The sequence below is a fragment of the Faecalibacterium sp. i21-0019-B1 genome, from assembly GCF_042852915.1.
Classification (GTDB): domain Bacteria; phylum Bacillota; class Clostridia; order Oscillospirales; family Ruminococcaceae; genus Faecalibacterium; species Faecalibacterium taiwanense.
The window spans coordinates 2,019,213-2,042,028 of sequence record NZ_AP031425.1; the positions used below are offsets into that span (position 1 = coordinate 2,019,213).

General features: G+C 56.9%; 23 protein-coding genes, 2 tRNA genes and 1 pseudogene. 9 read left to right on the top strand and 17 right to left on the bottom strand.

The window, feature by feature from the left end:
- Window positions 1–85 precede the first annotated feature (85 nt).
- The 7 genes and pseudogenes from ACGHP1_RS10080 to ACGHP1_RS10110 all read right to left on the bottom strand — a co-directional run bounded on the left by ACGHP1_RS10080 (window position 86) and on the right by ACGHP1_RS10110 (window position 6,486).
- Window positions 86–1,294, bottom strand: coding sequence for a phosphoglycerate kinase (locus tag ACGHP1_RS10080; protein ID WP_005945608.1), 1,209 nt, complete (start codon window positions 1,292–1,294; stop codon window positions 86–88).
- Between the two features lie 190 nt (window positions 1,295–1,484).
- Window positions 1,485–2,060 carry a Coenzyme F420 hydrogenase/dehydrogenase, beta subunit C-terminal domain gene (locus ACGHP1_RS10085; protein WP_390509279.1) on the bottom strand — a complete coding sequence of 192 codons (576 nt, stop codon included), beginning with the start codon at window positions 2,058–2,060 and terminating at the stop codon, window positions 1,485–1,487.
- A 30-nt stretch (window positions 2,061–2,090) separates the two neighbouring features.
- Window positions 2,091–2,186 (bottom strand): annotated as a pseudogene (locus ACGHP1_RS10090) (dTDP-4-dehydrorhamnose 3,5-epimerase family protein); the annotation flags it as partial.
- Window positions 2,187–2,303: 117 nt separating this feature from the next.
- Window positions 2,304–2,597 carry a hypothetical protein gene (locus tag ACGHP1_RS10095; protein WP_390509281.1) on the bottom strand — a complete coding sequence of 98 codons (294 nt, stop codon included), beginning with the start codon at window positions 2,595–2,597 and terminating at the stop codon, window positions 2,304–2,306.
- A gap of 503 nt (window positions 2,598–3,100) precedes the next feature.
- Window positions 3,101–4,132, bottom strand: coding sequence for a type I glyceraldehyde-3-phosphate dehydrogenase (gene gap / locus ACGHP1_RS10100; RefSeq protein ID WP_005945602.1), 1,032 nt, complete (start codon window positions 4,130–4,132; stop codon window positions 3,101–3,103).
- 198 nt (window positions 4,133–4,330) lie between these two features.
- The gene (locus ACGHP1_RS10105) at window positions 4,331–5,116 is read right to left on the bottom strand and encodes a hypothetical protein (protein ID WP_390509283.1); all 786 of its coding nucleotides are present in this window, start codon (window positions 5,114–5,116) and stop codon (window positions 4,331–4,333) included.
- Window positions 5,116–6,486 (bottom strand): citrate synthase, encoded by a 1,371-nt coding sequence (locus ACGHP1_RS10110; RefSeq protein WP_118526256.1) that lies wholly within the window; start codon window positions 6,484–6,486, stop codon window positions 5,116–5,118. Before ACGHP1_RS10110 ends, ACGHP1_RS10105 begins: the two co-directional genes overlap by 1 nt.
- 246 nt (window positions 6,487–6,732) lie before the next feature.
- Here ACGHP1_RS10110 and spoIID point away from each other — a divergent pair, with 246 nt between their 5' ends.
- Complete coding sequence (gene spoIID, locus ACGHP1_RS10115; protein ID WP_390509287.1) at window positions 6,733–7,737, top strand: stage II sporulation protein D; 1,005 nt, start codon at window positions 6,733–6,735, stop codon at window positions 7,735–7,737.
- A 53-nt stretch (window positions 7,738–7,790) separates the two neighbouring features.
- On the opposite strand, the gene ACGHP1_RS10120 is transcribed toward spoIID, so the two are convergent.
- Window positions 7,791–8,810: an alpha-hydroxy-acid oxidizing protein gene (locus ACGHP1_RS10120; RefSeq protein ID WP_390509290.1), complete on the bottom strand. Its 1,020-nt coding sequence runs from the start codon at window positions 8,808–8,810 to the stop codon at window positions 7,791–7,793.
- Entirely contained in the window at window positions 8,807–8,992 is a 186-nt protein-coding gene (locus tag ACGHP1_RS10125; protein WP_390509293.1) for a hypothetical protein, read from the bottom strand. The genes ACGHP1_RS10120 and ACGHP1_RS10125 overlap by 4 nt, the downstream gene beginning before the upstream one ends.
- A 66-nt stretch (window positions 8,993–9,058) precedes the next feature.
- On the opposite strand from ACGHP1_RS10125, the gene ACGHP1_RS10130 reads away from it, so the two are divergent.
- From ACGHP1_RS10130 to ACGHP1_RS10140, 3 genes are all read left to right on the top strand, one after another.
- Window positions 9,059–9,150: transfer RNA gene (locus tag ACGHP1_RS10130), tRNA-Ser, on the top strand.
- 130 nt (window positions 9,151–9,280) lie between these two features.
- Window positions 9,281–9,372 (top strand) — tRNA-Ser (locus ACGHP1_RS10135).
- 117 nt (window positions 9,373–9,489) lie between these two features.
- Window positions 9,490–10,365, top strand: coding sequence for a hypothetical protein (locus ACGHP1_RS10140; RefSeq protein WP_097781652.1), 876 nt, complete (start codon window positions 9,490–9,492; stop codon window positions 10,363–10,365).
- A 63-nt stretch (window positions 10,366–10,428) separates the two neighbouring features.
- Here the strand turns inward: ACGHP1_RS10140 and ACGHP1_RS10145 are convergent, their stop codons facing one another.
- Complete coding sequence (locus tag ACGHP1_RS10145; RefSeq protein WP_097775294.1) at window positions 10,429–11,157, bottom strand: ATP-binding protein; 729 nt, start codon at window positions 11,155–11,157, stop codon at window positions 10,429–10,431.
- Between the two features lie 86 nt (window positions 11,158–11,243).
- Here ACGHP1_RS10145 and ACGHP1_RS10150 point away from each other — a divergent pair, with 86 nt between their 5' ends.
- Window positions 11,244–11,894, top strand: a complete 651-nt coding sequence (locus tag ACGHP1_RS10150) for a Crp/Fnr family transcriptional regulator (protein ID WP_337678854.1) — start codon at window positions 11,244–11,246, stop codon at window positions 11,892–11,894.
- Between the two features lie 71 nt (window positions 11,895–11,965).
- Here the strand turns inward: ACGHP1_RS10150 and ACGHP1_RS10155 are convergent, their stop codons facing one another.
- The gene (locus tag ACGHP1_RS10155) at window positions 11,966–12,775 is read right to left on the bottom strand and encodes an RICIN domain-containing protein (protein ID WP_390509297.1); all 810 of its coding nucleotides are present in this window, start codon (window positions 12,773–12,775) and stop codon (window positions 11,966–11,968) included.
- Between the two features lie 373 nt (window positions 12,776–13,148).
- On the opposite strand from ACGHP1_RS10155, the gene ACGHP1_RS10160 reads away from it, so the two are divergent.
- From ACGHP1_RS10160 to ACGHP1_RS10175, 4 genes are all read left to right on the top strand, one after another.
- The gene (locus ACGHP1_RS10160; protein WP_154260279.1) at window positions 13,149–14,531 is read left to right on the top strand and encodes an MATE family efflux transporter; all 1,383 of its coding nucleotides are present in this window, start codon (window positions 13,149–13,151) and stop codon (window positions 14,529–14,531) included.
- A 141-nt stretch (window positions 14,532–14,672) separates the two neighbouring features.
- Window positions 14,673–16,292, top strand: a complete 1,620-nt coding sequence (locus ACGHP1_RS10165) for a DUF5046 domain-containing protein (protein ID WP_390509300.1) — start codon at window positions 14,673–14,675, stop codon at window positions 16,290–16,292.
- A gap of 20 nt (window positions 16,293–16,312) precedes the next feature.
- A complete protein-coding gene (locus tag ACGHP1_RS10170; RefSeq protein ID WP_097775289.1) occupies window positions 16,313–17,314 on the top strand; it encodes a substrate-binding domain-containing protein in 1,002 nt (333 codons plus the stop codon).
- Between the two features lie 85 nt (window positions 17,315–17,399).
- Entirely contained in the window at window positions 17,400–17,987 is a 588-nt protein-coding gene (locus ACGHP1_RS10175) for a transporter (protein WP_097781646.1), read from the top strand.
- A 66-nt stretch (window positions 17,988–18,053) separates the two neighbouring features.
- On the opposite strand, the gene plsY is transcribed toward ACGHP1_RS10175, so the two are convergent.
- The 6 genes from plsY to ACGHP1_RS10205 form a co-directional block, all read right to left on the bottom strand.
- Window positions 18,054–18,716, bottom strand: a complete 663-nt coding sequence (gene plsY, locus ACGHP1_RS10180) for a glycerol-3-phosphate 1-O-acyltransferase PlsY (protein WP_005944253.1) — start codon at window positions 18,714–18,716, stop codon at window positions 18,054–18,056.
- Window positions 18,717–18,743: 27 nt separating this feature from the next.
- A complete protein-coding gene (gene der / locus ACGHP1_RS10185) occupies window positions 18,744–20,087 on the bottom strand; it encodes a ribosome biogenesis GTPase Der (RefSeq protein ID WP_120080057.1) in 1,344 nt (447 codons plus the stop codon).
- Between the two features lie 30 nt (window positions 20,088–20,117).
- The gene (locus tag ACGHP1_RS10190; RefSeq protein WP_118526274.1) at window positions 20,118–21,443 is read right to left on the bottom strand and encodes a DUF512 domain-containing protein; all 1,326 of its coding nucleotides are present in this window, start codon (window positions 21,441–21,443) and stop codon (window positions 20,118–20,120) included.
- 99 nt (window positions 21,444–21,542) lie between these two features.
- Window positions 21,543–21,722 (bottom strand): 50S ribosomal protein L32, encoded by a 180-nt coding sequence (rpmF, locus tag ACGHP1_RS10195; protein WP_005920250.1) that lies wholly within the window; start codon window positions 21,720–21,722, stop codon window positions 21,543–21,545.
- Between the two features lie 26 nt (window positions 21,723–21,748).
- On the bottom strand, window positions 21,749–22,249 hold the full coding sequence (locus tag ACGHP1_RS10200) for a DUF177 domain-containing protein (protein WP_097781644.1): 501 nt from the start codon (window positions 22,247–22,249) through the stop codon (window positions 21,749–21,751).
- Window positions 22,250–22,390: 141 nt separating this feature from the next.
- Window positions 22,391–22,795: a hypothetical protein gene (locus tag ACGHP1_RS10205; RefSeq protein WP_005944262.1), complete on the bottom strand. Its 405-nt coding sequence runs from the start codon at window positions 22,793–22,795 to the stop codon at window positions 22,391–22,393.
- Between the last annotated feature and the right edge of the window lie 21 nt (window positions 22,796–22,816).

Sequence of the window (22,816 nt, forward strand, 5' to 3'; positions counted from 1 at the left end):
CCTTCTATCGTGCAGAAAGCTCTGCACAAACAAAAAGATGCGGCGGCGCTAAAGCCGCCGCACCCATTATGATGCCGGGATCAGATTATGCGTTCTGAATAACTGCGATGCCGGGCAGCTCCTTGCCCTCCAGATACTCCAGAGAAGCGCCGCCGCCGGTGGAGATGTGGGTCATCTTGTCGCCCAGACCCATCTGCTGCACAGCTGCTGCGCTGTCGCCGCCGCCGATCACGGTGGTAGCATCGCTCTCAGCCATAGCCTTGGCAACTGCCAGAGTGCCAGCTGCCAGAGTGGGGTTCTCGAACACGCCCATGGGGCCGTTCCACACAACGGTCTTGGATGCCTTGACAGCATCGGCAAACAGCTTCATGGTCTCGGGGCCGATGTCGCAGCCTTCCATGTCAGCCGGGATCGCGGTGACGGGAACAACAGTGGTCTCAACCGGAGCGTCGATGGGATCGGGGAAGTCCTTGATGCAGACAGCATCAACGGGCAGCAGCAGCTTCACGCCCTTCTCCTGAGCCTTGGCCATCATCTCCTTGCAGTAATCCAGCTTGGAATCGTCGCACAGGCTCTTGCCGACCTCGTAGCCCTGAGCCTTGACGAAGGTGTAAGCCATGCCGCCGCCGATGATCAGGGTATCGACCTTCTCCAGCAGGTTGGAGATAACATTCAGCTTGTCTGCGACCTTTGCACCGCCCAGAATAGCGGTGAAGGGACGAACGGGATCGTTCACAGCGTTGCCCAGATACTTGATCTCCTTCTCCATCAGGTAGCCGACAGCGGTGTCCTTGATGAAGTCGGTGACACCTGCAGTGGAGCAGTGTGCACGGTGGCAGCTGCCGAATGCATCGTCAACATATGCATCAGCCAGAGAAGCCAGCTCTTCGCTGAACTCAGGCATGTTCTTGGTCTCTTCCTTGCGGAAACGGGTGTTCTGCAGCAGAACGACATCGCCGTTGTTCATGGCAGCAACAGCAGCCTTTGCGTTCTCGCCCACAACGTTGTCGTCGTCAGCAAACACAACGGTCTTGCCCAGCTTTGCGCTCAGAGCCACAGCAACGGGTGCCAGGCTGAACTTTGCCTCGGGGCCGTTCTTGGGCTTGCCCAGATGGCTGCACAGGATGACCTTTGCGCCATCGTTGACCAGCTTCTGGATAGTGGGCAGAGCTGCGTTGATGCGGTTCTCGTTGGTGATCACACCGTCCTTCATCGGGACGTTGAAATCGCAACGGACAAGCACCTTCTTGCCGCAGTAGTTCTGATCGTCGATCGTCTTCTTACCTAAACCCATGGTAATAAACTCCTCTCAAGTTTTAATTTCTGAACTAGAGTTTCGCTCGCATTCGGGGGATCTTGCCCCGTTACTCTACTATTATAAACAAAAACCGTGCACATTGCAAGGTCGCAAGATAGATAATAGTTTAACAAACATTTGCCGCTGATGCACGGAAATGTGTGTATTTTGACCGAAAGCCGCAGCTTTACCGTGTTTTCCGGCAGAACATTCCGCAAATGCGGTCATACATTCCCCATATGAACTTCTGGTTCCGCTGACCCCGCTCAAAAATTGCTTCCACACCAGCATAGCCGCTCGCCTTATACTTCCTGAAAATTTTATTTCTCAGTCTGGTATGCTTCGTTGGCCGGTTCAGCTGCGTATTCTCCTGAGCAATGTTAGAAAATTCGACCGGATAGCTTTCTATCTTCGCACCGTATTTCTCGACAAGGTGTTGTCCGCATTCCGTGTTTATCAGCAGGCAGGAAACGCCTTCTTTGCTATTGATCGTTCCTCTCTGTTCCACCAGAAGCTGCGGATCATATTTCTGAACGCCCCAATAATCTCCAACGGTAATGTCGCCCACACGCTGTCTTTGTGCGTAAGGGCATTGGTAGCAGCAGTCTCGCGAGATCTCGCCATCAAAGAAATAATGATAATACGATATTGTTTCCGGAGCGATTTGCTTTTCCATTGCAGTGCCCTGCAAATCAACACCTACGATGCTCCCGTTTTCGCCCCACCCATATTTCTTGTCGCGAAAATTCCGGATATTTTTCATCCAAGTATTCCATCTGTTCCCTTGCAGCGTATAAGTTTCGGAATTGCTTCTAAGATCAACAGCGACATCAAACACAGTTCCGCGCATAGCGCGTACCAGCTTGCACTGCGGATACTGTTTCTGGAAATCAGCTTTCGCTGTGGTGGGTTAAGTATAGAGCGCAGCCAGAAGCCATTAATCCCCGAAATCACGCCGGAACGCAACGCACCATGGCATACAGAAACAAGTTGAGGTAAAAAAAGGTCACGCCGCGTAAACCCGCATGAAATCAGGCTTTTCTCTGGTTGCCCATATTATATCTCTAGCCCCGCGCCGTTCAATGGTCGGAACAGACTTCTGACGGATTCCCTCGTACTCCGTTTTACCAGCATCGTCATATTCCGTACCGCTCACATGATGGCCTGCTCTGTTGTAGCATGTCACCTGACAGCCCTGCTGCGCCATCCGTGTGCACAGCTCTTTTACCACGATCTCCACGCCGCCCTCTCTCGACCACCTTTTGTGGCCAAAAACAGCAAGCCTCAATTTCTCCTTCATTTTCCCTTTCCCGTCGCTTTCCCCATTTAGGGATCTCATCCCCATACCGTGCCAAACTCCGGCCCGGTTTCCCTTACATCAGAAAAAAGCCCGGACGCATCTACGCCCAGGTTTTTGACTGATTTACGCCGCAATTCATTGACATTTTATTTCCAGAATCATCAATATCAATTTCGTAAATGTATTTATTGACACTAAAAATATTTTACCATTTTTTCCTCTGGGGTACAATACTTTGCAGCTGTATCATTGCCTGCATCATGGCTAAGATTTCCGTACTTTATTCCGTCTTTTTGTTGTAACCTATTCATTTTGGAAAGGAACTCGTTCCATTGCTTTTTTGCAGCAAAAAACACCCTTCCTCTCACGGAAACCCGCAAAAGGAAGGGTGTTGAACTCGTTATCCTGTTGTCGTACCAATCACAGCATGTTCGTATCAGCAAAGCCAATACTAGTTGTCATTCAGCACGGCACCTCAAGCACTTTTGAGCGTAGAGCTGTGATTAGCAGTTCTCAGCGAAGTACTTAATGGTACGGACCATCTGAGAGGTGTAGGAGTTCTCGTTGTCGTACCAAGACACGACCTGAACCTGATAGGTGTCGTCGTCGATCTTAGCGACCATGGTCTGGGTAGCATCGAACAGAGAGCCGTAACGCATGCCGATGACATCGGAAGAAACGATCTGATCCTCGTTGTAGCCGAAGGACTCAGAAGTAGCAGCCTTCATAGCAGCATTGATGGACTCCTTGGTGACGTCCTTGCCCTTGACGACAGCAACCAGAATGGTGGTAGAGCCGGTGGGAACAGGCACACGCTGAGCAGAACCGATCAGCTTGCCGTTCAGCTCGGGGATGACCAGGCCGATAGCCTTAGCAGCGCCGGTGGTGTTGGGAACGATGTTCTGTGCGCCAGCACGAGCACGGCGCAGATCGCCCTTGCGCTGAGGACCATCCAGGATCATCTGGTCGCCGGTGTAAGCATGAACAGTGGTCATGATACCGGAGACGATGGGGTAGGTCTTGTTCAGGGTGTTAGCCATGGGAGCCAGGCAGTTGGTGGTGCAGGAAGCAGCAGAAATGACCTGATCCTCAGCGGTCAGGGTCTTCTCGTTGACGGAGAAGACAATGGTCTTCAGATCGTTGCCTGCGGGAGCAGAGATAACGACCTTCTTTGCGCCAGCCTGAATGTGAGCCATGCTCTTCTCCTTGCTGGTGTAGAAGCCGGTGCACTCCAGAACGACATCAACGTTCAGTTCGCCCCAGGGAGCGTCCTTTGCGTCCTTAACAGCGTAGATCTTGATCTCCTTGCCGTCAACAATGATGGAGTCCTCGGTAGCCTCGACGGTGTGCTTGCCCTCGCCGATCTTGCCGCAGAAAGAACCCTGAGCAGTATCGTACTTCAGCAGGTGAGCCAGCATCTTGGGGCTGGTCAGGTCGTTGATTGCGACGACCTCGTAACCCTCAGCATCAAACATCTGACGGAAAGCCAGACGACCAATACGACCGAAACCATTGATAGCAACTCTAACAGCCATGTTAATAGTACCTCCTAATTATTTTACCCATAATCGGATAAATCACGGTATCTTTATTTTAGACCAAAACGCAGAAAGTTTCAAGTGTCTGCCAAAAAATTAACAAGACATTCACTGCATTTTTTGCTTTTGTACGATTTTAATTCCTTTCATTCCCTGCTTTTCGGCAATTGCGCCAACAGAGTGCCAACATTTTTGTCAGCTCTCCCCGTTCAAGCAGGCTGCAATGCACGCTCCGCCAATGCCGCCCACGCAGCAAAGGCCCAGTCCGGCAAAGATCTCCGGCCAGACAGCCGGTGCGGCCCAGCTCAGGCCGCTCATCAAAACCAGTACATAGGGCAGCTGCCAGCACAGGCAAAGTGCAAATGCGGCAAGCCCGGCTGCGCACAGTGTTTTGTCATTGCCCGGCTGCGGGACATGCAGCGCCCGGGCCAGCGCTGCCAAAAACACCAGTGCCGCAAGCGCCTGCCACACCGCCGCTGTAGGGGTCACGCGGTGCCAGCTGGAGCTGTTCTCCATAAAGCGCAGCAGCACGTTCCAGTAGAACAGCAGACTGCCCGCCACGGCCAGATACAGCCCGCCAAGGGGCTTTTTCCACTCGTTGGGGCTGAGCCAGCAGCGGCCCATGGTGCTGAGCCACGCGGAGCACAGGCATTCCAGAATGCACCGCACAAAGCCGCCCAGACCGGAAGCTGCGCCCAGCGCGATCTGTGCACCCGCTGCGGCCAGAAAACATACTGCACCGACAAAAGCCAGAATACCGGCCAGCGGCCTGCGGCTACGCACCGCTTCCGAGCGGGAAGGCTGTGTACGGCCCACAAGCACTGCAGCCAGCACCACGATACCCAGTGCCAGATAGCGCCACCACACCGAGCCGACCACGCACAAACCGGTGACGGCATCGGTGCCAAAGGCAAGGTCTGCCGCGCGCAGCACGCCCAGCAGAATGCTCAGGATAAAAACGAACAAAACAGAAGGATTCATCAGCGTTCCTCGATCGGCTTATATTTCTGGCGCACGCCCAGATACTTGTAAGCGGGACGAATGATACGGTTGGCGAATACCACCTCTTCCACGCGGTGTGCACACCAGCCGGGCACACGGGCAATGGCGAACAGCGGGGTGTAGATATCCTCAGAGATGCCCAGCATGTTGTAGATCAGGCCGCTGAACAGGTCCACGTTGGCGCACACCGGCTTGGTGCTGCCCTTTTCCTCGGCAAAGATGCCGGGGGCCAGCCGTTCGATGCTGCACAGCATATTATACTCTTCCTCAAAGCCTTTGTCGTAGGCCAGATGGCGGGCGCGCTGCTTCAGGATCACCTCACGAGGGTCGCTGATGGTGTACACCGCGTGGCCCATGCCGTAGATCAGGCCGGAGCCATCGCCCGCCTGCTTGCGCAGGATGCGGCGCAGATACTCGCGCACCTCATCGTCGTCCTCGGGGTTTTCCACATGCTTGAGGATATCCTTCAGCTGACGGTTCACCATCAGGTTGGCACCGCCGTGCTTGGGGCCCTTCAGTGCACCGATGGCCGCCGCGATTGCAGAGTAGGTATCGGTGCCGGAGGAGGACAACACACGGGTGGTAAAGGTGGAGCAGTTGCCGCCGCCGTGGTCGGCGTGCACCAGCAGGCACATATCCAGCAACTTTGCTTCCTCGTGGGTGAACTTCTGGTCCGGACGGTAGGTGCTCAGGATGTGCTCTGCCGTGCTCTGGCCGGGCTTGGGCAGGTGGAAGAACATGCTCTGCTTATCGTAGTAGCGGCGCTTCATCTGGTAAGCGTTCACCATCATGGTGGGCATGCTGGCGATCAGATTGATGCTCTGGCTCAGGATGTTCTCCAGACTCAGATCCTCGGCGTGCTCATCATAAGAGTAAAGGCCCAGCACGCAGCGCTGCAGCTTATTCATGATATTGGGCGAGGGGGCGTTCATGGTGTCCATGAAGCCTTCCGGCAGGGCGCGGTGCTCTGCCAGGATCTCACAGAAATCGTCCAGCTGCTCCCGGTTGGGCAGACTGCCGAACAGCAGCAGCCAGATCACCTCTTCAAACACAAAGCGGTCATTGCGGTAGGCCTCGTCCACGATCTCGTTGATGTTCACACCGCGGTAGATCAGCTTGCCAGGAGTGGGGATCACATGGCCTTCCTGATCCTTTTTATAGCCCACAACGTCGCAGACGTTGGTCAGGCCGGCCAACACACCGGTGCCATCCGGGTTGCGCAGGCCGCGCTTGACCCCCAGACGTTCGCTCGTCTCCGGATCGATGTAGTTGTTGGCAACATATTCCTCACACAAAGTCCGCATCGTGTTCGGGTCCAGCGTTGCCACCTCCGAATGTGCAAAATTCATAAGGGGAATTCTCCTTTCATCCTATTTATATACTTTCCCGCCCACCCTCAATGATGGGTATAATTCTATATTATCGCTTTTGACGAGTAAATTCAAGCATTAACTGCACCGTTCAGCGCTCAAAAAGTCGGTTTGGTGCTTTTTTGCGCTTGCACCACAAAAGGCTTTTTCCCTGTTTCGCATCTTTTTTCAGGGTATATCCGGTATTCTGATTAAAAAAACACCGCTGTCGGAGGGTTTGTGACTATGAAAAAGTTTTTTCTGCCAATCTTTGCGGTCCTGCTGGTGCTGGGCAGCATTCTGCCGCTGGCTGCCTACCGGGTCACACGCGCCGTGCTCAGCGGGGCAGAGCCCGCATCTTCTGCCGTATCTTCGCCTGCAGCATCTGCGCAGCCGCCAAGTGCCGTGCCTTCTGCGGATGCCGAGACCTTTCTGGTGGAGGATCAGGCCACCGGACAGGTGCTGGAGCTTTCCCGTCAGGAATACGTTCTGGGTGCTGTCGCCGCCGAGATGCCGGTGAGCTGGCCGGACGAAGCGCTCAAGGCACAGGCCATTGCCGCCCACAGCTATGCGCTCTACTGCCGGGACCACACCACCCTGCAAAGCGGCGCTTGGCTCACTGCCGACCCAGCCCGGCGGCAGGGCTGCCTGACCGAGCCTGTGCTGCGCAGCTACTGGGGCACCGCCTACGAGCAGAATTACGCCCGCCTCTCCGCCCTTGTGGACGAGGTCTTGGATGAGATACTTTATTATGAGAACGCTCCTGCCTGCGCCAGCTACTTTGCCATTTCCAATGGGCAGACCGAGGCCAGTGAAAATGTATGGGGTTCCGCCCTGCCCTACCTCATTTCAGTGGACAGCAGCACCGACCGTTCCGCTGACAACTACGAATACACCGTCACCTTTTCCGCAGAGCAGGTGCAGCAGGCCCTTGCAGGCCTTGGCATTTCTGCCGATCTCGCCGCGCCGGAGGGCTGGTTCGGCCCGGCAGTGCTGACCAGCGCCGGATACACAAAAACCGTCACGGTCTGCGGGCAGACCGTGACCGGCACAACACTGCGCCGGGCGCTGGGCCTGCGCAGCACATGCTTTACGGTACAGTACCAGAGCGGGAATTTCAGCTTTACCACCCGGGGTTACGGCCACGGCGTGGGCCTGAGCCAGTGGGGCACAAAGGCCATGGCGGAGCAGGGCAAAAGCTATGCCGATATTCTGGCACACTACTACCCCGGCACGCAGCTGCAAGGATGAAAAAGCGGCCCGCACCGCAAAGGCACAGACCGCTTTTCTATTCACTCTTTTTCTTATACCCGCACCATATCCGGGGTGATCTCGGCCAGAGAATGCGCACCGCACATCTGCATGGTGTCGGCCAGCTCACCGGCCAGCTTATCAATGTAGCACTTCACGCCCTCTTCGCCGCCGCCATACACAGCCGTGACGAACGGTCGGCAGATCAGCACGCCGTCTGCGCCCAGCACCAGTGCCTTGAACACATCCACACCGGTGCGGATGCCGCCGTCCACCAGCACCTTCACGCCGGTGCCCTTGAGGGCTGCTGCGATCTCGGGCAGCACCTCGGCAGTGGCCGGGCACTGATCCAGCACGCGGCCGCCATGGTTGGACACCACGATAGCAGCCGCGCCGGCTTCCTTTGCCTTCAGTGCGCCCTTAACGGTCATAACGCCCTTGACGATGAAGGGGCGCTCGGCCAGCTTGACGATCTCGGCAAGCTCTGCCACGCTCTTGCTGCCTGCGGGCGGAGTCATGTTCTTCAGGAAGGGCAGACCGGCTGCATCCACATCCATGGCCACGGCAAAGCAGCCACTGGCCTTGGCCTCGGCCATCTTTTCCTTAATGGTATCAATGTTCCAGGGCTTGATGGTGGGCACGCCGCAGCCGTTTGCTGCGCCAATGGCCTTGGTGGCCATCTCCATAACGGTGGGGTTGGTGCCGTCGCCGGTAAAGGCAGCGATGCCGTTCTCTGCACAGGCGCGCACCAACACATCATTATAGGTCATATCGGTATAGGCTTCGGAGTAGTGCAGGTTCACAGCACCCACCGGGCCTGCAAAGAACGGGTACTTGAAGCTCTTGCCAAACAGCTCAATATGGGTGTCCGGGGTGCCGCCCTCGCACAGGGTGTCCATGTTCACACGGATCTCGGCCCACTTATTATAATTGCGGATGGCCGTATCGCCCACGCCCTTGGCACCGGGGCCCGGGATCTGGTTTTTGCAGGCCACGCCGTTGCACACCGGGCAGGCCTTGCAGTATTTGCCAATGCACTCACGGGCATTGGCCAGCACTTCAGGATAAGTCATAAGAAAGCATCCTCCTTTTTTATTCCACTCTGCGGCCGCAAAGATTTCCCGCCGCAGTACTCTCCTGCTTCATCATAGTCCGGTTCAACCGCTTCGTCAAGGGCTTTTGCTGCATCCCTGAATTTTTTGCCGTTTTTTGCCTGCACAGAGATGTCGTTTTGAAAAAAACCCATTTTTTTCAAAAAATCCTTGACAAAAGCGGTTCTTTCAGGTATTATAGTGTGGCGCTGCGGCGTACAACCGAATATGGAAAGATGGCTGAGTTGGTCTAAGGCGCACGACTGGAAATCGTGTAACGTGTCAAAAGCGTTCTGGGGTTCGAATCCCCATCTTTCCGCCAGAAATCCGGAACCTTTGGGTCCCGGATTTTTTGTTTTATCTTCTCATTTTTCATTTTTTTAAAAAAAGTGCTTGACAAATGCGCACCTTTCAGGTATTATAGTAGAGCGTTGTGACGCACAACTGAATATGGAAAGATGGCTGAGTTGGTCTAAGGCGCACGACTGGAAATCGTGTAACGTGTCAAAAGCGTTCTGGGGTTCGAATCCCCATCTTTCCGCCAGGAATCCGAAACCTTACGGTTTCGGATTTTTTGTTTTTTTCAGCGCTTCTCTGTTCCGCCTTGACTTTTGTCCGCTGTTCCGCTATGCTGAATAAAACATCTGAGGGAGGATTTTTTATGGCATCTTCCAAACGAAAAAAGCACGGCGCGGGCTATGTGGTCCTGATTGCAGTGCTCATTCTTGTACTGCTTGCAGTCGTGGCCGCTGTAACCGGGTACAGTCTGGTAGCCCGCCGGGTGAAAGCGCTGCAGGCAGGCGCGGCCTTTACCTTTGATTATGAGATCACATCCACAGCCGATTCCCCTGCCCTTTACACCATCCTGCAAAAGACAGGCTCCACCAAGGGCACCGTCAACGGCCTGTATGCGCCGGACGCACTGCAGCTGAGCATCTCGGCCCCGGATGCCGTTATCCCGGCAGGCCCGCTCACCCGGGTGTATATCAGCAGCAGCGAGACCTTATACGATGTCGGGCAGCTGTACAAAAATATCCGCTCTTCCATCACCGGCAGCTACCCGCTGGCGAGCCTTCTGCTGCCGGACTGGAGCCTTGGCAGTTATATCTCGCAGGCCCAGCTGGCAAGCCTGCTGGGTGTGGACACCACAGCCACCAGCCTGCAGGACATGACCGAGTTTGAGCTGCCGCAGAAAAAGCTGCAGCGCGTACAGCCGGAAAACGCAAAGGACGGCTACCTTTATTTTCAGCTGGATACCGGTGATGCCAGCGCCAATGCACCGGTACTTGTTATCGGGCTGGAAAAGAGCAGGTTCTTTGCGGATGCCATCCCGGTGCACATCCTGCTCACCATCCCGGAACACGGGGTCAGCATCCAGCTCACTGGCACCGTGAGTGCCCAAACCGTGGTACTCACTGCGCCCACATCCCGCATGAAGGACGAAGACATCCAGACGCTAGTGCAGATCCGCGATACCATCCAGAGCGTGCTGCAGTTCGTGCAGACCGCTGCCAACAGCGTACAGAACGCGGGCTGATCTTTCCGCAAACATCAAAAGCCAGAAACGGCAGCAGTCGTTTCTGGCTTTTGTTCTGTCATTTTACCGGTCGAGGATGCGGCCATCGGTGGAGAAGGTGACTACATTCCACGGGATGAACTTGCCGCTGTTCTTCAGAGCAGTGATGGCAGCGTGCTCCAGCCCGCCGCAGCAGGGCACCTCCATGCGCAGCACGGTCACGCTCTTGATATCATTGCTGCGGATGATCTCGGTCAGCTTTTCGCTGTAATCCACAGCATCCAGCTTCGGGCAGCCGATGATGGTCACATGGCCCCTCATGAACTCCTCGTGGATATTGGCGTAGGCATAGGCGGTGCAGTCGGCGGCGATCAGCAGCTTGGCACCGTCAAAGTAGGGCGCGTTCACCGGCACCAGCTTGATCTGGCAAGGCCACTGTGCCAGCTGGGACTGCATGGGCACTGCGGCTGCGGCAGGTGCGGTCTGCTCACGGTGGAACTGTTTCATCATGCTGCCCGGGCAGCCATGGAACGCCGGTGCGGCGGGCTGTGCCTGCTGCTGGGCGGCAGCGGCCTTTTTCTGCTTGTTTTCCAGCACAGCCTGCTCGTCATAAGCGGCGGCTTCGCGCTCGGTAAAGGTGATGGCACCGGTGGGGCATCCGGGCAGGCAGTCGCCAAAGCCGTCGCAGTAGTCGTCCCGCATCAGCTTGGCCTTGCCGTTTACAAGGCCGATGGCACCCTCGTGGCAGGCGGTGACGCAGGCACCGCAGCCGTTGCATTTTTCTTCGTCTATATGAATGATTTTGCGGATCATGGAAAAATCCTCCTTGCTTTGATGTTCTGAGTATACTATAATCAGACCATGCTTTCGGTTGTTATAACCACAGAAAGAGGATTTTTATGAAAAAGATCGCGTCGCCCCTGTTTCAGGATCTTTCAGAAGCCGAGCTGGATACCCTTGCTGCTGCCGGGCACCTGCGCACCCGGCAGTTTGCAAAGCACGAGGTCATCTTCCACGCCGGAAGCTGCGTGCGGGAGATCGGCATTGTGCTGCGTGGTTCCGTGCACATTGAAAATCTGGATCTCTGGGGCACCAAAAGCATCCTGAGCAGCGTAGGTGCCGGGCAGGCCTTTGCCGAGACCTACGCCTTTTGCGGCGAGGCCTTGATGGTGGATGCTGTTGCGGCCGAACATTGCGAAATACTGTTCCTGCACACTGCCGCCCTTACCGATGCGCGGATCGAGCCAGCGCTGAAAGACAAGCTGCTGCGCCGCCTGCTGGCGGTGTCCATGCGCAAGAACCTCAGCCTTTCGCAGCGCATCTTCTGCACAACGCCCAAGACTGTGCGCGGACGGCTGCTGACCTATTTTTCCGCACAGGCAGCACGCTGCGGCAGGATGGCGTTCGAGGTGCCCTTCAACCGCCAGCAGATGGCCGACTACCTCAATCTGGACCGCAGCGCTCTCTCCAAAGAGCTGTGCAAAATGCGGGACGAAGGTTTGCTGGAATTTGATAAAAACCGCTTTGTTTTAAAGCAGCTTCCAGAATAACCAAAAGCGCCCGCCGGGCAGGGCTAGACCTCCGGCGGGCGCTTTCATTTTAACAAATCAACAGAACGAGATCAGACCGTCTCCTTCTTCTTGCGGGGTGCGCACTTGCGCTTGGGCTTCTCCGCAGCAGGCTTTTCCTCTGTAGGTACTTCTGCCTTTGCAGGCTCTGCTTTTTCGGCAGCCTTGGCGGCGGTCTTCTTTGCGGCGGTCTTACGGGCAAGCTTTGCGGGCTTTTCTGCCGGTGCTGCGGTCTCTGCCTTCCCCTCTTCTGCAGCTTCTGCCTTGGCGGCAGCCGCCTTTTTGGTGGTGCGGGGCTTGCGGGCCGCAGTCTTCTTGGCCGGTGCCTTTTCTGCAGCGGGGGCAGCTTCAGCGGCAGCCTCCACAGCAGGTTCCTCGGCCTTCTTTGCGGCACGCTTTGCGCGCTCCTTCACCTCGGCAATGGTCCACAGCTGGTCATCTGCGCCGGACACCTCCTGCCAGATCTGCAGCACAGTGCCAACCGCAGCGCCCATGCCAACGGTGTCCACGCACTTGCCGCCGGCCCAGGAAGAGCGCAGGCGCACAGTTCCTTCCGGGGTGGGCTGAACGGTCCACATCTGAGAGGTGCCGCCCACATCCTCCCACAGGTGCAGCCAGGTGCCGTTGGCGGTGCCGGTCATGGTCAGGTCCAGCAGCTTGCCGGATGCGCGGTTGCGGATGCGGTAAACGCCGTCACCCACGCGGATAAAGCTCCACTCCTGCTCAGGCTTATGCTCGTACTTGCCCAGACGGACGGTACCGGCTTCCTTGGTGCCCTCCACGGCCTGAATGACGTTGCCGGTGTGCGCGGCAATGGTGTAAAAGTGATCGGCTTCGATCACGGTCTGTGCAACAGTTTTCATGGTTTGTTCCTCCTATGGATCGCAGCCGCCCGGCTCTGCCTGCGGCTGCCGCTTATATTTTGTATGCAGCCTGTACAGATGCACAGGCTCTTTTGTTTTCCTTATGGTAAATGATACCACATATCGTGATTTTCTACAAGCAATTCGACCAGCCTTTAGCAAAACAGACAAAAACAGTCAAGCTTTCCGTCCGTTTTTCTCCCGCTTCATGGGCATTTCAGGCACCATTCTGTACCGGTTCGGCTCTCGACTTTTTGCCGCAGCTGCGTTATACTATGGAACGTGCATCCCGTGCACACATTCAAATTATCCGCCGCTCTGCTGCTGGGCGGCTTTTCTTGACCTATTCCTTATGATAAAAGGAGGTTCTTTCATGTCAGCAGACGAGCTCAACATTCAGCAATACAAAAAAATGACCGAGACACCCATTCCAAAGCTGATCCTCGGTCTTGCCGTCCCTACCATTTTAAGTATGCTCATCACCAGCATCTACAACTTGGCCGATACCTTTTTTGTGGGCCAGATCTCCACCAGCGCTTCCGGTGCGGTGGGCATTGTTTCCAGCCTGATGGCCATTATTCAGGCGCTTGGCTTTACACTGGGCCACGGCTCCGGCACCATCATCAGCCGCAGCCTTGGCAGCCGGAACACTGATGCCGCCACCCGCTTTGCTTCCACCAGCTTTTTTTCTGCTCTGGCCGCTGGCGTGGTGCTGGCCGTTGTGGGCCTTGCCACTCTGCCCAGCTTCATGATGCTGCTGGGCAGCACCGAGACCATTCTGCCCCACGCCTGCGCTTATGCACGACCCATCCTCATTGCAGCCCCGCTTATGATCTCCAGCCTTGTGATGAACAACATCCTGCGCTATGAGGGCAAGGCGAACTTTGCCATGATCGGCCTTGTGACCGGCGGCGTGCTGAACATTGTGCTGGACCCCATCTTTATGTTCGGCTTGGGCCTTGGCACCGCCGGTGCAGGCATTGCTACGGCTCTCAGCCAAAGCATCAGCTTCTGCATCCTGCTGTCCATGTTCCTGCGGGGCAAAACCGTCAGTCAGTTCCGTATTGCTGCCGTCACCCGTGAAGCGCGGGAGTTCGGCATGATCCTGGTGGGCGGCGCGCCCAGCTTTGGCCGCCAGGGCCTGCAGAGCATCGGCGGCATGCTGCTGAACATTGCCGCCCGCAGCTACGGCGATGCCGCTGTGGCCGGTATGAGCATCGTTTCCCGCATTTTCATGTTCATCATCTCGGTAGCCATTGGCGTTGGGCAGGGCCTGCAGCCGGTGGCCGCGTTCAACTACGGTGCACGCAAATTCCGCCGGGTGCAAAAAGCCGCAGTTTTTACCATGGGTGCAGCCTTTTGTATGCTGGTGGTGCTGGTGAGCCTGTGCTGGGTCAACAGCGATGCCCTCATCCGCCTGTTCCGTGATGACCCGGATGTTACCGCCGTGGCGCTGCCCGCCTTCCACTATCAGTGCCTTGCCATTCTGCTGCAGCCGGTCATTGTGGTGGCAAACATGACCTTCCAGAGCGTGGGCAAAGCCGGGCGCGCCACCTTTCTGGCCTGTTGCCGTCAGGGCGTGTTCTTCATTCCGCTCATCCTCATTCTGCCCCGCACTTTCGGCCTTGTGGGCGTAGAGATCTGCCAGCCCATTGCGGATGCGCTCACCTTTATTGTATCCCTGCCGTTCCTGCTGGCCTTTCTCAAGCAGCTGGACCGGATGGACGATGCTGAAAAAGCCAAAGCACAGTCCTGAAAGTCTGTCATAAAACTGTAATCAACAGCCGCGTTTTCCTGCAATGGAATGCGCGGCTGTTTCGTATTATAATTGAACTGGAAAACCTTTCCGGCTTTCTTTTAAACTTTGTTCCTTTCCATACTGTAAGGAGTGATCTTTATGAAGCGTAACGTTTGCCGCATAGGCAGCGCTGCTGTATGCGCTGCCCTGTGCCTTACCCTTGGCTGCAGCTGCAGCGTGCTGCCGCCCGCTTCCGGCAAGCCTGCTGCTCCTGCTTCCTCAGTGCCCACCGATGCACACGGGGATCCGCTTTACGACAGCTCCCGGCTGGACGACGGAAAGCTGCGGATGCTTTACGGTTACGACAATTCCGGCGGTGCCTGCACCGTTCTGTGCGGCAGCAAGGTGCTGTACCAGTCCTTCCGCAGCGAGAACGTGAACCTTCTGCAGGACACCGTGACCGGTGAGACCAACTACTGGTTCCGCACCTGGGCCGACCCGGACGCTTATTGCGGACGGCGCAGCGGCCTGTTTGACAAAGACGGCAATGAAGTCATGACCTTTGAGGGGGAGCAGAACGCCTCCATGCAGAACGGTCTGCTGGTGCTGCAGGAAGCCCACGCCGTGAACGGCAGCTACGAAAACGGCTACGACGATTACGGCACCTGTCAGGTGATCGACCTTTCCACCGGCGAACGTCTGCCCGTGCCGGATGGCGCATACCGCTGCATCGTGTGCGGGGACAGGCTGGTGTTCACCTGCTATGCCCGCCCAGCAGACCTTGCCGAGGACGCATGGGACGATGAACCCGCCCTGCACAGCTGGATCATTATACAGACGAAAGACGGTACACAGACTTACGGCGCAGATGCCACTACTGCCCTGAGCCTTTCCTATGCACCGGACGTTCTGAACGACTGGGTAGAGCTGGACACCTGCCACGCCAGCGGCGAACCAACGGACGAAACGCTCTATAACCCCGCCACCGGCGAAGGCTTCACCGGCTTCCGACAGGTATGCGGCAGCGGCACCGCCTGCTTCGAGACCAGCGATGGCCGCTACGAGCTGCGGGATCTCGCCACCGTGGACCGCACCCTCATTGGCACCTTCGACGACCAGCCCAGCAGCTATTTCCCGGGCTATGTGGTCACATGGCGCACGAGCGGCGACTTCGGCTATGATCTGCACGACCTTGTTACCGGTGAGGTGACACCGCTGTACGCCTCCAGCGTCATGAGCGACACCATCGCCCTTTACTATGAGGACGGGCGGTTGAAGGTGTTCAACACCGAAACCGGCGATTTGATCACCGATACCACCGTGGAGCCAGTGAAGGGCCAGCAAAGCGTGATGATGGATAACAAGGGTGACGGCTACGTCTGGCTGGAGCTGCGGGATAACGATAACTTTGAGACCACCGCCACCCGCGTGTACGGCCCCGAGGGCCTTGTCTCCGACCTGACCCATCTGCAGGACAAGTATTATGCCCTAAACTATCTCATCACCACACCGGAGGGCAGGCCGCTGTACTGTGGCAACGCCAATGCGCCCAGCAGCAACGGCTCAATGTGTGACGTGCTGGATGAAAACGGCAACATTGTGTTCTATGGCCTTGGCAGCTGCTACAGCTACTACGACAACAGCCTGAACCAGCTGCCAGAACACGTGTTCGTTGCAAAACGCGGCTTTTACTACGGCTGGATGGATACGAACGGCAAATGGCTTTACTGCCAAAGCATCTTCTCTTCCATCAACGCCGACGATGAAATGGGCTACTGACCCAATAGGAGGAATGCCTTATGAAAAATGCTAAAATTTCCCGCCGCAGCTTTCTGCTTGGCCTTGCCGCCTGCTCTGCCGCAGGCATTCTCACTGCCTGCAAGGGGGATGACACCCCCGCCAGCAGCGCTTCCACCTCGCCGGAAGCACCCGCTTCTTCCGTGAGCGAGCTTGAACCCATCGGGCTGTTTACCGTGGAAGATTTTCCCAAGCTGGACGGCAGCACTGCCTGCATCCCGCTGATGGCCCAGATGATGGCCGATACCACCGGCATCGATCTGGAAGTAGCCCAGAGCGGCATTTCGGTCAGCACCACGGCCTATGCGTGGGAAAACTTCGGCCTGTACCCGGATGAGGAATACACTGCCAGGATGCTGGTGGTCTACGAAGCGCCGGACTACGTAAAGGAAGAGCTGAAAGAAGCAAACGCCCAGCTGGAACAGAAACCCATTGGCCGGGACGCACTGGTGTTCATCGTGAACGAGAACAATCCGGTCAAGAGCCTGACCCGGCAGCAGCTGAAGGATATCTATGCCGGTAAGATCACCAACTGGAAGGAAGTGGGCGGCGAGGATCTTGCCATCGTGCCCTTCCAGCGGGGCGAAGACTCCGGCAGCCAGACCCTGTTCCGCAAGCTGCTCATTCAGGGCGGCGAACTGATGGACCCGCCCACCGAGCTGGCTCCCGCTGCCATGGGTGAGCTGGTGGATAGCATCGCCGCCTACAACAACAGCGCCAATGCCATCGGCTTCTCGGTCTACTACTACATCGACCAGATGTACTCCCAGCCCGGCCTGCGTCTGCTGGCCGTGGACGGCGTGACCCCTTCCAACGACACCATCGCCAGCGAAAGCTACCCGCTGTGCAACGAGTTCTATGCCGTTCTCCATGCGGACGCTGCCGCCGACAGCCCGGAACGCCAGCTTTACGACTGGCTGGATACCGCCGCCGGACAGGACTGCATCAAAAAATCCGGCTATGTAGCGGTGGCACCCGCCACTGCAGCGAACAGTGCCGTCTGATCTTCTAGCAATTGACAGCTTTCTGCATTTCTGTTACAATATTACACATGAATGTTGAAACTTTTTTTGCAAAGGAAGGCTCAATATGGACAATTCCTCCTCCCATGTGGAAAGCCGCTGGCGCACCCAGCTGCGCAACCGCATCATTCAGGCGTCCAGTCTGCTGGAAATTTTGCTCTCCGGCCTTGTGCTCATCGGCCTGCTGCTCAGCGCTGTGCCGCTCATCAAGTGGATGCCCGGCCTGCTGTTTGACGGCAACGAAGTGGAGATCCGCATTTTTCTGGAGCGGAGCCTTGACATCGTGATCGGCATCGAGTTCATCAAAATGCTGGCCAAGCACAGCCCCGGCAGCAGTCTGGAAGTGCTGCTCTACGCCATTGCCCGTCATCTGGTAGTGGGCCATGACTCGGCAGTAGAAAACCTGCTCAGCGTGGGAGCCATCGCCCTGATTTTTATTGTGCGCAAGTTCTTCTTTGTGCCGGCCTTTGGTGCCCACCTGCCGGACGGCCATCCGGCACCGGATCTTTCACCTCGCCAGAGCGGCATCCCCGCCGATGCGTTTCTCTCCCGCCTGAAGGAGCGCGCCAAGGCCGAGGTGGCCGAGGCCATTCCTTCCGAAGAAGAGACTTTTGACGAGTACGATTTTGAGCAGGCCGCCCCGGAACCAAAATAACATAAACAAAAATGCCCCACAGCACTGCCGGAAAACCAGCAGGCTGCGGGGCATTTTATAATGCTTTTATTTTTTATTGTGCTTTCCGAAGCGGTACTCTTTGCCCTCACGGATGCGCTGGATATTGGCGCGGTGCATATAGATCACCATGCCGGACATAAAGCCGGAGCCAATGGCGCACACCAGCATATCACCGGCGGCATAGCCCTGCAGGGAACCGTAAATGATGGTCAGCACCGGGTAGAGTGCTGCCATGGCCACGCTGCCCAGCGACACCATGCCGGTGGGGATCAGGCACACCAGAAAGATAATGGCCAGAAACGGCAGCAGCACCGGCTGGATGGCCAGAATGGCACCAGCTGCCACCAGCACGCCCTTGCCGCCTTTGAACCCGAAGTACAGCGGGTACAGATGGCCCAGCACTGCAAAGATGGCGGCCAGATAGACACCCAGATACGGCGACACACCAGCATCGGCGGGCAGCATGTGGAACAGCCACCGGCCGATGCACACGGCCAGCACGCCCTTGAGCACATCGCCTGTCGCGGTCATGGCGGCAGCCTTCTTGCCAAAGGTGCGCAGCATGTTGGTCATGCCGGCCGCACCGCTGCCATGATTGCGCACGTCGTCATGATATACGAATTTGCTGACGAGGATGCCGGTATCCACACTGCCCAGCAGGTACGCCTGCAGGATGGTGGCTGCGGCGATCAGGATCGCTTTCATCATAGAAACGGATGCCTCCTTTGCGGGCGCTTACACGTCCTTTGCTCCCACTTCGCCGGAGCCGCGCTCGCGGATCACCAGACGGATGGGAGTGTGTTCCAGACCAAAGTTCTCGCGGATCTGGTTAATCAGATACCGCTGGTAGCTGAAATGGAACAGCTGCTTCGAATTCACAAAGGCCACGAACGTGGGCGGGCGGGTGGATGCCTGAGTCAGATAGAAGATCTTCAGGCGGCGGCCCTTGTCGCTGGGCGGCTGCATCCGGGCTGTGGCGCGGGCCAGCATCTCGTTCAGCACGCCGGTGGGCACGCGGGCACCGTTTTGGCTGTCCACATCGCGGATCAGCTGCATGAGCTTGTTCACGTTGTAGCCGGTCTGAGCCGAGATGAAGATGATAGGAGCATAACCCATAAAGCTGAAGCACTCGGCATAATCGCGGCGCTGCAGCTCCATGGTGTTGGTCTCCTTGCCTTCCACCGCGTCCCACTTGTTGACGACGATGATGCACGCCTTGCCCTGATCGTGGGCATAACCGGCCACCTTGCTGTCCTGCTCGGTAAAGCCAACGGTGGCATCCACAAGGATCAGCGCCACGCGGCTGCGCTCCACAGCGGCCAGTGCGCGCACTACCATATAACGCTCCAGACCGTCGGTGATGTTGCTGCGCTTGCGCAGACCGGCGGTATCGGTAAAGATGAACTTGCCGTAAGCGTTGTCCACCGGGGTGTCAATGGCATCACGGGTGGTGCCCGCCTCGTTTGCCACGATCATGCGGTTCTCGCCCAGAATGCGGTTGGTCAGGCTGGACTTGCCCACATTCGGGCGGCCGATGATGGCAACCGGGATGCGGTTCTCTTCCACCACCGTCTCGCTGAAGTCCAGATGGGCGCACACAGCGTCCAGCAGGTCGCCGGTGCCGTGGCCGTGCACGGACGAAATGGGCATCACCTCGTCAAAGCCGAGGTTGTAGAACTCGTACATCTCCATGGGGGCATCGCCCACCTTGTCGCACTTGTTCACGGCCAGAATGATGGGCTTGTGGCTGCGGCGCAGCATGTGGGCCACATCCTCGTCCGCGGCGGTCAGGCCGTCGCGCACGTCCACCACCATGATGATGCAGTCTGCAGTGTCAATGGCGATCTGGGCCTGCTCCCGCATGTGAGCCAGAATGCCCTCGGTAGCCTTTGGCTCAATACCGCCGGTGTCCACCAGCAGGAAGTCATGGCCGTTCCACTCGCAGTTGGCAAAAATGCGGTCACGGGTAATGCCCGGCGTGTCCTCCACAATGGCAAGGCGCTGACCGCACAGCTTGTTGAACAGGGTGGATTTGCCCACGTTGGGGCGGCCCACCACTGCTACGATCGGTTTGCTCATAGGGGTTCCTCCTTTCTATAACAAAAGGTTTTATGCTCTTCTTCTCCTTGCAATGTGCAGGCCGCTGCGCAGCAGGGCGCGGGCTTCGTCGCCGCCAGAGGTCGGCAGCACCTCCACCTTCACGCCAAGGCGCTGGGCCAGCTGGTCAGTGGTGATGTCGTCCAGAAAGGTGTCTTTTTCCTCCCGCAGCATCACGGCGGGCACGCCCAGCGTGCCGCTGGTCAGCTTGCCCTCGCACTGAGCAATGATATCGGTCGCCGTTACAAGCCCGGCCACACCCACATTGCCGCCGAAGAATTTGTTCTTGATGGTGTGCACCGTCACCTCGACCATGGGGTACTGGCGGTGCAGCTCAGCCATCATCTGGTGGATGAGCGGCGAAGCCATTTCGCCCGTGACCACGTCCATCTTTTTGGTACCGTAGATGCGGTGGGGCTTTTCCAACTCCGCCAGAAATTCCGAGGCATACAGGCGCATCATGCCCACGCCGTTTTCCAGCTGGTCGAAGTCCTCGTAGAACTCTTCCGGCGGGATGGGCCTGCCTGCCTTGAGGTACCATTCATCACTGGGATAAATGATGCGCTTGCCGTGGCGGCGCTTGCACTCATCGCCGAATTCTTCCATGATATCAATGACTTCGGCGCTGGTCTTTGCATCATACGGTGTCTGCTTGAACAGCTTCTCGCGGTAGTCCGTCACACCGCAGGGCACTGCAGCGATGCTCTGCACCATAGGGGTCAGCTCCAAAAGGTCGGAGAGGGTACGGCGCAGCTCGTCGCCGTCGTTGATGCCGCGGCACAGCACCAGCTGACAGTTGACGGCGATGCCGCCCTCCACCAGACGGGGCAGATACTTGAGCACCTCGCCGCCGCGCTTGTTGGCCAGCATCCGCACACGGAGCTGCGGGTTCGTGGTGTGCACTGAAATGTTGATGGGCGAAATGTGCATCTTGATGATGCGGTCGATCTCGTGGTCCTGCATGTTCGTCATGGTGATATAGTTGCCGAACAAAAAGGAAAGCCGCTCGTCATCGTCCTTGAAGTAAAGGCTCTCGCGCATACCGGGGGGCAGCTGGTCGATGAAGCAGAACATGCAGTGGTTGGAGCAGGAGTGCTTCTGATCGCCCAGATAGGTCTGGAAATCGCAGCCAAAGGGACCGCGCTCCGTGCGCTGCACATCCCACTCGCGGATGCCGTCTGCCACCCTTGCTTTCAGGTGGAAGCTTTTGCTGTCGGTGTAGAAATCGTAGTCCAGACTGTCGTTCAGCTCGTTTTCATCCACGCTCAAAAGCTCGTCACCCGGGCCAAGGCCCAGCACTTCCGCTTCGCTGCCGGGTTCCACCCGTGCGATCTTCATTGCCACCGCATCCACCTCCTTTCAGACAGAACAAGAAGGGGAAGGCATGCGCCCTCCCCTTCTGTACATAACACCATTATGCCACCAATTACGCGCAAATTAGGCCTTCTTGATGACTTCCTCGCCCTTGTAGTAACCGCAGTTGCCACATGCCTGGTGGGGGAGCTTCAGAGAGCCGCAGTTGCTGCACTTGACCAGTGCGGGGGCCTCCAGCTTCCAAACATTGCTGCGACGCTTGTCGCGGCGGGCCTTGGAAAGATGTCTCTTAGGTACTGCCATATTTTTGCACCTCCTTGATGGGTTTATCAGTTCAGCAGTGATTTAAGGATTGCGAGCCTTGTGTCTACGGGAGCTTCGGCATGCTCTGCCGGCTGGCAGGTGCATTCCGCCTTCTTTTTGCCGCACACGGGGCAAAGCCCGGCGCAGTCGGCACTGCAAAGCAGCACCGTGGGGATCTGGAACATAAACTCCTGATTGAGCCATTCATCTACATCCAGATGTCCTTTTTCGTCCAGCGGAAGGTCAAAATCCGGGTCATCCAGATCCCGTTCCTTTACCGTCCACTCCGTATCGACCGTCTCCTCCCGAATGACCGGGTCCAGACAGCGGGCGCACTCTCCGTGCACCGATGCGTTTGCCCGCAGTGTCATCCGGACCTCGTCGCCGTCCGTCTCCGCTTCAAAAACAGCGGTGACCGGCTGCGGGATCCTTGCCCCGGCATAATCATGTGCAGATAAATCACACTGAAACTCTGCATGATAGGGTTGTCTGCCGGTGGCGATAAACTTTCTCAGGTCAAATTGCATAGTACACCTCTAAAAGGCTGCTTTGTTAGTATAGCGCCAACGCAGCCCTTTGTCAACACCAAAACAGGCAGAAAACCGAAAAAATTTAAATTTCCCGGTTCTCTGCCTGTTCAAAGTGGTTCAGATCCCGATTTTCCGGAATTACAGGTACTTCTTCACATCGTGGGGCAGTGCAGCCTCGTCAGCGCTGACGGTAACAGTCACCTTCACGCTGTCGCCTGCAATGGCTGCCATCTCGTCCAGCACAACGCCCAGACGGTTGATGTCATGATCCAGCACCTTCAGGATGCCGTCGATGTACAGGTCGGTGATATCGTAGTTGCTTGCCATCAGGCCGGCAACAAAGCCGTACAGCATTTCGCCGCCGGAGATCTTGTACTCGTCCAGGTCGATCAGACGTGCAGCAGGAGCGATGTCGTAGGTGAGCTTCATGCCCTTTTCAACGACGACCACGTTGCCCTTGGAGGTCTTGACCGCATCATTGATCTGGTCGATCATAGCCTTGGTCTTGCCGGAGCCCTTGGTACCAACAATCAGTTTAATCATAGTTCAGTCCTCCTGTATTTT

Bases quoted from the DNA above. Each gene is read 5' to 3' on its own strand.
- ACGHP1_RS10140 (WP_097781652.1), top strand. From the start codon at position 9,490: ATGGCATCTTCCAAACGAAAAAAGCACGGCGCGGGCTATGTGGTCCTG.
- ACGHP1_RS10155 (WP_390509297.1), bottom strand. From the start codon at position 12,775: ATGAAAACTGTTGCACAGACCGTGATCGAAGCCGATCACTTTTACACC.
- ACGHP1_RS10190 (WP_118526274.1), bottom strand. From the start codon at position 21,443: ATGAAGATCGCACGGGTGGAACCCGGCAGCGAAGCGGAAGTGCTGGGC.
- ACGHP1_RS10110 (WP_118526256.1), bottom strand. From the start codon at position 6,486: ATGAATTTTGCACATTCGGAGGTGGCAACGCTGGACCCGAACACGATG.
- ACGHP1_RS10080 (WP_005945608.1), bottom strand. From the start codon at position 1,294: ATGGGTTTAGGTAAGAAGACGATCGACGATCAGAACTACTGCGGCAAG.
- der (WP_120080057.1), bottom strand. From the start codon at position 20,087: ATGAGCAAACCGATCGTAGCAGTGGTGGGCCGCCCCAACGTGGGCAAA.
- ACGHP1_RS10160 (WP_154260279.1), top strand. From the start codon at position 13,149: ATGTCAGCAGACGAGCTCAACATTCAGCAATACAAAAAAATGACCGAG.
- ACGHP1_RS10105 (WP_390509283.1), bottom strand. From the start codon at position 5,116: ATGAATCCTTCTGTTTTGTTCGTTTTTATCCTGAGCATTCTGCTGGGC.
- ACGHP1_RS10200 (WP_097781644.1), bottom strand. From the start codon at position 22,249: ATGCAATTTGACCTGAGAAAGTTTATCGCCACCGGCAGACAACCCTAT.
- ACGHP1_RS10120 (WP_390509290.1), bottom strand. From the start codon at position 8,810: ATGACTTATCCTGAAGTGCTGGCCAATGCCCGTGAGTGCATTGGCAAA.
- plsY (WP_005944253.1), bottom strand. From the start codon at position 18,716: ATGATGAAAGCGATCCTGATCGCCGCAGCCACCATCCTGCAGGCGTAC.
- gap (WP_005945602.1), bottom strand. From the start codon at position 4,132: ATGGCTGTTAGAGTTGCTATCAATGGTTTCGGTCGTATTGGTCGTCTG.
- ACGHP1_RS10170 (WP_097775289.1), top strand. From the start codon at position 16,313: ATGAAAAATGCTAAAATTTCCCGCCGCAGCTTTCTGCTTGGCCTTGCC.
- ACGHP1_RS10175 (WP_097781646.1), top strand. From the start codon at position 17,400: ATGGACAATTCCTCCTCCCATGTGGAAAGCCGCTGGCGCACCCAGCTG.
- ACGHP1_RS10085 (WP_390509279.1), bottom strand. From the start codon at position 2,060: ATGAAAAATATCCGGAATTTTCGCGACAAGAAATATGGGTGGGGCGAA.
- ACGHP1_RS10205 (WP_005944262.1), bottom strand. From the start codon at position 22,795: ATGATTAAACTGATTGTTGGTACCAAGGGCTCCGGCAAGACCAAGGCT.
- spoIID (WP_390509287.1), top strand. From the start codon at position 6,733: ATGAAAAAGTTTTTTCTGCCAATCTTTGCGGTCCTGCTGGTGCTGGGC.
- ACGHP1_RS10150 (WP_337678854.1), top strand. From the start codon at position 11,244: ATGAAAAAGATCGCGTCGCCCCTGTTTCAGGATCTTTCAGAAGCCGAG.
- ACGHP1_RS10095 (WP_390509281.1), bottom strand. From the start codon at position 2,597: ATGAAGGAGAAATTGAGGCTTGCTGTTTTTGGCCACAAAAGGTGGTCG.
- rpmF (WP_005920250.1), bottom strand. From the start codon at position 21,722: ATGGCAGTACCTAAGAGACATCTTTCCAAGGCCCGCCGCGACAAGCGT.
- ACGHP1_RS10165 (WP_390509300.1), top strand. From the start codon at position 14,673: ATGAAGCGTAACGTTTGCCGCATAGGCAGCGCTGCTGTATGCGCTGCC.
- ACGHP1_RS10145 (WP_097775294.1), bottom strand. From the start codon at position 11,157: ATGATCCGCAAAATCATTCATATAGACGAAGAAAAATGCAACGGCTGC.